The sequence below is a fragment of the Nodosilinea sp. LEGE 07298 genome (assembly GCF_015207265.1).
Taxonomy (GTDB): domain Bacteria; phylum Cyanobacteriota; class Cyanobacteriia; order Phormidesmidales; family Phormidesmidaceae; genus Nodosilinea.
The window spans coordinates 1-8041 of record NZ_JADEXE010000295.1; the positions used below are offsets into that span (position 1 = coordinate 1).

Sequence of the window (8041 nt, forward strand, 5' to 3'; positions counted from 1 at the left end):
TAGCAGGCACGTTCAGCCCTTGAGCATTCAAGCGCAGCATATGCGCACGGTCACGGGTCCGATAAGGAACTGTCTGAGCTTGCCGCAGTTCACTTAAGGTACGGTCTTCCTCCTCGGTCAAAATGATACGCAATGGGGCGGGCATAAGGGGGCTTTCTAGTTAACCCTCCCATCTTACGTTTAATTCAAACTCCCTACTTAGCGCCAGCTTCTCAAGCGGTAGAGCGATTAATTTTGGATCGCCATATCGCATCACTTGAAGCAAATTCACTTGGAATTCTACACAAGTGCTCAACTGCATATGGCTATGGAATTGATGATTCTGAAGTCAAGGTCGAATTTTTAAAGCTCATCCCCACATGGAATGAGCTAAATCGAAAATTGTTCTGGTTTGAATCACAAAGGTCGAGAGAGACTCTTGACAAGAAACGTGGTGAGCGGTTGACCAGTTGGTGGAACGTCTCACTGTACGGTAGATTCTGGCAATTTGAGGAAAGCGATTTTGAGTATATAACCGAACAAATTTCTTCTCAAGAATTTTTAGACAACAAATTAATTGCCTTGTCGTTAGCGTTCCATCTTTACAAAATGGCTAATCGCCCACGTAGATGGCGGATGAAACTGAAAAGAGTAGTCGCAGATAACGATAAGCTATCTGCGAGGCTTGACAACTGCTTAAAACCACCTTCTAAAAGTCAAGATTTTCGCTATTGGGAGAAACAGAAAGCTAGACATCGACGAATTACTGTAGCCAAACAAAAGAAACAAGAGAAATATCATAGGGACTGGAAGAAATTCTTTAATGACAGCCTTGATAAAGCCCGAGTAGCGCTCCATGATAATCCTGGGATACTTACTAACCCTTTACTTTATCTCTTCGATCAAACTCAGAATAAAAGAAGCGGATCAGGACGCTGGACAGAGTATAACTGGAAAACTCTGATACCAGAATATGGAGAGGAAGTTGCATGCTTTTATCGAGACAGCACGGTTTCATTTTGGCGACAACACAAACCAAAGTTACGTTCAGAAGGTGCTCCAGCCAACGAGACGCCATATTCTGTCATCATCGGTCTCATTGGCCTCGAAATTGAGGCCAATGAAATTAGGGACTGGCCCAAGAATCTGACTGCTGCGGAAGCCGAACGTGCATGTAGATATGCATCCTTTGAATTAAACGGCTTTCCGACTTGGTTTCCTAGGCTGTTCGAGAAAAATTCAAGCATTGTGTGTGATTTCCTTATGCAAGAAATCCGTTACGAGTTGTCCATTGAGAAGCCAGAAACAGATACACATTACATAATCAGTGATATAAGTCATTCAGGTCAATGGTCTTGGAACTTGCTCGCGCCCAGTATCTACGACTTAATTAAACGAGAACCGAAGAACTTAGGCAATTTAGAGAAACTGCTAAATATTCTTCAGTCATCAAACTTAACAGATAATTCAGTTGAAAGATTGGCATCTCGAAAATGTCATGCTCTCAAGAGTATAGACCATGCTGCCCGTTGGTTTTCTGTGTGGACTGGCGTTGCTCCTGGAGCCGCAATTGTGGCCTTAGAAAATCGGATTGCCAAAATATCTGATTGAAGGAGAAAACCTTTTTCGTAATGACCTTCATAACTCATCTTTTAGGCGACCATAGAGGCAATGCGCTGTGCAGACGGCAAGCATTCAAAACGCCACAATATCTAAAGAAGCTATATTTATTAATGCATCAACATATTCGGAAAGAAGAGGACATCGATCGTATCAGCACGGGTGTCTATTCACCAGAGTTGCGCGATGATGCACAGAGCGCTCGGGAAAACCTTTTTAACTTACTGAATCAGATAGCTGGCAAGGAATCGTTTTTAGCATTAAGAGACATTGCTAAGATGCATCCTGACGAAGAGAGTCGACCATGGATCCTCCATTACGCAAAGACAAAAGCTCAACAGGACGGTGATATTAAGCCTTGGTTGCCATCGCAGGTAAAGGATTTCCATGAGAAGCTAGAACGCACACCTAGTAATCATAGGGAACTGTTTGAACTTGCTATACTACGGCTCCTTGATTTCAAGGATGACTTGGAACAAGGTGACAGTAGTATCGCGAACGTTCTGCAAAAAGTTACGCAGGAAACCGAAATGCGTAATTATATCGGGCGAGAGTTGCGCGAGAAAGCATTCGAACGATACACCATTCCTCAAGAAGAGGAATTGGCAGATGCCAGAAGGCCAGATCTAAGATTTCATGGAGTAGGTTTCGATGGGCCAGTCCCTGCGGAACTAAAGCTTGCTGATAAATGGACTGGCCCCAAACTTTTTGAGCGCCTTGAAAACCAGCTTTGTGGTGACTATCTGCGCGATAACCGCTCAAGCCGAGGCATTTTTGTGCTTGTGTATCAGGGTGAGAAGGCAGGCTGGGATGTACCTAATGCCGATAATCGCGTGGATTTTGCAGGATTAATTTCTGCCCTTGAGGACTATTGGCGACAAATTTCTTCGGAGCATTCGAACATAGACGATATCACAGTTATTGGCATAGACCTGACGACAAGATCGAGTTAATTAAATTAGTCTGTTAATTTATGCAGAATTAGAAGTTATTGGATACTTTGTTGGTGCAAAAATTCTGAAAACCCTACGAGTAGAGGATTCTTATCGACCAATGGAAATTAGCGCCATGAAGTTTCAGTTTTGGTAACCGACCGGGTAAACCCGCTCAGGCTGCGTAGGTTAGGGACATAGAGCTGAGAGGAGCCTGAACATGATTCGTAACCTGAGCCATTGGTTACCCCTGGGTGTAGTCGCTGCTATTAGTGCTTTGCCCATCGCCCTGGGGGGTGGTATAGCCCTTGGGCAGATTGGCCCCGGTCTTGAGGTCGGCGCACCTGACGCTCCCGCACAATCCTCAGAGGCTGAGATAACCCCCATGCCACCGATCGTGCAGCGCCACCACTACAACCGCTATCGCCAGGTGATTGAGCGCACCCAGGCCATGGTCTCTGACCCGATCGCCCGTCAGCTGGCCGAGTCGCTCGATCTCAACGTGCTCAACGTCACCTGGGAAGACACTGGCCGCTTTTACGGCTCATCGGTCGGCCCCAACATCAGCGATATGACCATTCAGGTGCAGCAGCAAAACCCTGACAGCGGCGACTATCAGCTCCACCTGATGCCGGTGATTCGCCACCCCAACTTTGAAGATATCAGCGCCGACATTCCCCTGGAGGATTTCTTCGTGCTGGTGGGCAACGAGGCGGGCGAAGATCTGCGGCGGGTGCCCCTCGACGAGGTGCTGGGCGATCTGCGCGGCTACCTGCACGAGCCCGACTCCTGGCCGGGTCGGGTGCGATCGCTCTTAGCCCCCCGCCGCGACAGCCACGTCCTGGTCAGCGCCCAGGCCTGCTTCTTACCCATTCCCCAGGAAGGCATGGCTACCTTTAACCCGGTGCTGTTTAACTACCAGTCGCGACCCGGCGACCCGGCGGTGCTGACGCTTTTGGCCACCCGAGAGGGCACCAGCGCCACTATCATCGACAACCAGCGGGACGGATTTGAAGCCGGGCAAACCTGGGGTCAGCGATTATTCTTCAACAAAAACGGTGAGCGGGCCAGCCTGACGGGCCAGCGCCTGAGCGACTTTCAAACTGCCCAGGCTGAGAGCCCAGACAGTCCCCATCCTGGTGGAGAAGTTGAGGAAAGCAGCGAAGGCCTCAATCTGGTGCTGCTAATTCAGGTGCCGCTGAAGCAGCGCAACGTTCGACAAAACGAGTTAATGATGGATGAGGCATCGGGTATAGCCCCGGCGGCCCCGCAAGCCAGCCGCGCCCCCAGCGATGTGGAGGCGGCGGTGATCGGCCACGGCGCGGTGGAAGGCCCGTTTACCGAAATCGACGGCATGGCCATCGAGCGTGACCCCGACTACCCGATTCGGGTGACGGTGCAGTTCTACAAAGCCACCAGCAACGGCGTGGTGTCGGAGGCGGATATGGCCGAGATTCGCGAGCAGATCGATCGCGTCTATGCCGATGCCGACTACGTGGGCAGCCTGGTGGTCGATGGCCTCAGCGACCGCCCCACCGAGCACGACGGCCCCAAAGATGAGCCCACCGACTGGTGGCAGCAGTTTTGGTGGTTCCAGCGCGGTGGCGACGACGGATAAGTGTTGGGCCTGCTACATCGCCGAGATAGAAGTAGACCATCCCGATCTAAATTTTCTGAGGGCAACTCCCTCAGAAAATTTAGATCGGGATACAGCAATCTTCCCTAGAGTAGGACACTGTTGTGGAGGGGGTAGCTGTCGCGTTATAGACACGATTCTTTCAAACAAGGTAAAGTGGTACTGAGTATGAATTATTTCCTCCGTTATGGATGAGCAGGCGGCTCTTAACCAGCCCATTACCTCCCTAGACAGTGCCATTGAGCGCTGTCAGTCCCTTGGCATGCGCCTCAGTCGGCAGCGGCGCTACATTTTAGAACTGCTTTGGCAGCACCAGGGACACCTCTCAGCCCGAGAAATTTACGATCGCCTCAACCAGCAGGGGCGCGAGATTGGCCACACCTCTGTCTACCAAAACCTCGACGCTCTCTCCGAGCAGGGCATTATCGAATGCGTGGAGCGGGCCGATGGTCGCCTTTACGGCCACCTGAGCGATTCCCACAGCCACGTCAACTGCCTCGACACCGACGAAATTATTGATATTCAGGTGACCCTCCCGGCAGACCTGATTCAGCAAATCGAGGCCAGCACCGGGGTCACCATCACCGACTATCGCATCGACTTTTTCGGCACCACCGCTGGAGCCAAGTAGAGGCTAAGGTGCTTGTGAGCCAAGAAACCACTACGACTGAAGGATTCGGTTTAGCCGGTAGACTAACGCTAGCTAAGATCTGGTGGGCATTGCCCACCCTACGTTGAACCTCCAGATCCCCCAAAAATGTGGACTGAGGAGTTTTGCAGCTGTAGGGTGGGCATTGCCCACCGCTCGGATAGCGCTAAGCAGGCATGACCTAGGTTGAGCGGATCGGTCTGCGTTGGGGCTGAGCAGACCTAGACGGGGCCAACAGCTGAATCATTGGCTCGACCAGCCAGGGGGCTAGTCGCTGGGCTAACATCGCCGCATGGCTCTGCCAGCCCACCAAAATTTCAGACTGCCCCTGCCGCAGCCCTCTGACCAGGGCCTCGGCAACCTGCTCTGGGGTGGAAGGCCGCACCCCGCGAAACCAGTCAAAACCCTTCACCATATCGGTATCGGTCAGCGAGGGCAGCAGCGCCACTACCCGCACCCGGTGGGGGGCCAGCTCGCTCCGCAGGGCCTGGGTAAAGCCTACGATCGCAAACTTAGTAGCCGAGTAGGTGGCCATCGTTGGCGCTGCCACCTTGCCCATCAGGCTAGAGACATTGACAATGCAGCCTTCACGGCGAGCCGCCATACGGCGGGCTACCAGGCGCGTGACGGTGTAGAGACCAATCAAATTGGTAGAGATTTCGGACTGTACCTGAGGCAGCTTGGCCTGCAGGAATGGGGTTTGGTAAGCCACCCCGGCGCAGTTGACCAGCAGGTGCACCGGGCCGTGGTGCTGCCAGGCGCGGGCAATCACCACATTGGCTTGAATGGGGTCAGTCAAATCGACAGGCAGCACGATCGCCTCGGCCCCGAGCTGTCGCACTTCGTTGGCTACAGTTTCTAGGCGTTGGGCGTTGCGGGCTACTAACAAGATGCGCTGCATACCCTGGCGGGCCAGGGCATGGGCGATCGCGCGGCCAATTCCGCGCGATGCTCCGGTAACCAAAGCGGTTTTTCCGTTAAAAAGCATAGAAAACCTCCTGCTGAAACTGGCATAGCGCCGTCAGCGTGATTAGATCTAAGGTGCTGATGGTGCGCCTTTGCAAACGGGACGGCACCAGTAGAACCGATGGATAGGATGAGTGCAGAATTGGGTTGAACAAGGCTGCATTAGCCTCAACAGCCGCAGTTCTCGGTAGCTTTCGTAAATTTTGTGGGCTCAGTCCAGATAAATGTATGGCCTTGGTCGCGTTGCTACGCGCTGGGTGTAGCTCGATGGGGTATGTGAGGCCTGCTCCTAACGCGCCGAGAAACGGGAACTGTGCAGCTGGGTCATGGATTTTGCTCTCCTAGACGAAAGACCATCCGAACCATTGACTCAGACGTTAGCACCGGGATCAGCGAGCGACAATGATCCTGAATGAAGTCGCCGAATTGTAACAGCGCTTATCACAATTCTCAGAAACAACGCCGTTGGGAGGGCCAGCTGTCTTCAGGTAATTTTTTATAGCCCGTAGAGAATTCTTCATCTGCAAAGGCTTTGGGGATCCGTAGCCCTCTATGAGAGCCGCAAACGCAGAGAACCTAATTCTGAGAAAACTGCTCTGTAGTTTAAATTACGTATCGTTGTGTTGCGAAAGGCAGAGCTGACTAGACAGATTCTTTGACCTATGCAGTAATCGTCCGCCACAGGGCAGTCGACCCAATGGCCATTCACATCCCTTGATTCAGGGGCTAATTCCCTTGGTAATGCCGTTCTAGCTAGAATAGGGCGTCGTAGCGATCTGCCAAGTTTATGGGCTTAGACCAGGCCAATACTGCCGCCATCTCAGCGGCCATCGCACCGTTATCCCCCTGCGATATTTTGATTTTGTCCAACGGGCCGGGGGAGATTTCAACCTGGGTGCGGCCGGTGGTCAGGTCGCTGCGAGAACACCTGCCCGACCACAGCCAGGCTCGCCTCTCGGTCGTGCTGTCGCCCTGCGCCAATGCCTCTGGTCGCGAAGCCGAGATGGCCTGTCAACTGCCGGGGGTCGATCGCGTACAGGGGCCAGAGCACTTCTTCTCCTTTTTGGTAACCGGCAAGACTGCCAAAAACTGGGACTGGCACCCGCGCGGAGTGGTGCTGTTTTTGGGCGGCGACCAGATCTACCCGGTGGTGGTGGGTCGCCGCCTGGGCTACCGCACCGTGATCTACGCCGAGTGGGATGCCCGCTGGCACAGCTGGATCGATCGCTTTGGCTGCATGACCGCCAATATTGTTGAGGCCGCCCCGCGCGAGTTTCGCTACAAGTGCGAGGTGGTTGGCGACCTAATGGCCGATGTGCAAGGGGAGGCCGTCAATCGGGAAGCGGTGAACGATAGTCAGGGACTGGCCCTTGGGGGCCAACGCCTTTCCTTAAACTCTGACCACGACCTGATCGGCCTCATGCCTGGGTCCAAAAAAAATAAGCTCAGCGTGGGATTGCCCTTCGCCTTAGGCACCGCCGAGGCGATCCATCGGCTGCGGCCCAACACCCAGTTTGTGCTTCCGGTCGCACCCATGCTGTCGCTAGAGGCGCTGGCCCAGTTTGCCGATGCGGCCCAAAACCCAGATATTCAACTGATCGAAGGGGCCGCTACGGCGGAGCTAGTAGAGCCCAATTCGCCCCTGCCCCGATTGCGCACCCCCAGCGGGCTAGAGGTGCTGCTGTGGCAGACCAGCCCCGCCTATGATGTCATGAGCCAGATGCAGTTTTGCCTGACCACCGTAGGAGCTAACACCGCCGAGTTAGGATCCCTCGGGGTGCCGATGATGGTGCTGCTGCCCACCCAAAAGCTAGAGGCGATGAAAGCCTGGGACGGCATTCCAGGGCTGCTAGCCAACCTGCCCCTGGTGGGAGACAGCCTGGCCAAAATCATCAACAGGCTGGTGCTGCGACAAATTTATAAGGAGGGAAAGCTATTTGCCTGGCCCAACATTTGGGCTAAGCGCGAGATTGTCCCTGAGCGGCTCGGTCCGCTCAAGCCTCAGGATGTGGCGGCACAAGTGGTGGATTACTTAGAAAGCCCTTCGGCCCTGGAGGTGATGCGGCAAGAGCTGCGATCGGTGCGCGGCGAAGCAGGGGCGGCGGCAAAGCTGGCGGCAATGGTGGTCAAAGAGCTAAGGTCTTGATACCGAAGATACCTTAACTAGCGCGATCGCTCTATGGCTCAGACACACACCGCTAAATCGTCAATTTTGTGGGGGCCAGTGTGGGGCCTCGCCTTTATGCAGGGAGCGATTAC

Annotated in this window: 6 protein-coding genes; 5 read left to right on the forward strand and 1 reads right to left on the reverse strand. The window is 53.5% G+C overall.

The window, feature by feature from the left end:
* Nucleotides 1-234 precede the first annotated feature (234 nt).
* The 4 genes from IQ273_RS27095 (at nt 235) to IQ273_RS27110 (ending at nt 4798) form a co-directional block, all read left to right on the forward strand.
* Nucleotides 235-1590: a hypothetical protein gene (locus IQ273_RS27095; RefSeq protein WP_194026244.1), complete on the forward strand. Its 1356-nt coding sequence runs from the start codon at nt 235-237 to the stop codon at nt 1588-1590.
* A 20-nt stretch (nt 1591-1610) separates the two neighbouring features.
* The gene (locus IQ273_RS27100; RefSeq protein WP_194026245.1) at nt 1611-2552 is read left to right on the forward strand and encodes a hypothetical protein; all 942 of its coding nucleotides are present in this window, start codon (nt 1611-1613) and stop codon (nt 2550-2552) included.
* A gap of 199 nt (nt 2553-2751) precedes the next feature.
* Nucleotides 2752-4149 (forward strand): hypothetical protein, encoded by a 1398-nt coding sequence (locus tag IQ273_RS27105; protein ID WP_194026246.1) that lies wholly within the window; start codon nt 2752-2754, stop codon nt 4147-4149.
* Between the two features lie 205 nt (nt 4150-4354).
* On the forward strand, nt 4355-4798 hold the full coding sequence (locus tag IQ273_RS27110) for a Fur family transcriptional regulator (protein WP_194026247.1): 444 nt from the start codon (nt 4355-4357) through the stop codon (nt 4796-4798).
* A gap of 199 nt (nt 4799-4997) precedes the next feature.
* On the opposite strand, the gene IQ273_RS27115 is transcribed toward IQ273_RS27110, so the two are convergent.
* Nucleotides 4998-5804 carry an SDR family oxidoreductase gene (locus IQ273_RS27115; RefSeq protein WP_194026248.1) on the reverse strand — a complete coding sequence of 269 codons (807 nt, stop codon included), beginning with the start codon at nt 5802-5804 and terminating at the stop codon, nt 4998-5000.
* Nucleotides 5805-6569: 765 nt separating this feature from the next.
* On the opposite strand from IQ273_RS27115, the gene IQ273_RS27120 reads away from it, so the two are divergent.
* Nucleotides 6570-7928, forward strand: coding sequence for a lipid-A-disaccharide synthase (locus tag IQ273_RS27120; RefSeq protein WP_194026249.1), 1359 nt, complete (start codon nt 6570-6572; stop codon nt 7926-7928).
* Nucleotides 7929-8041 lie beyond the last annotated feature (113 nt).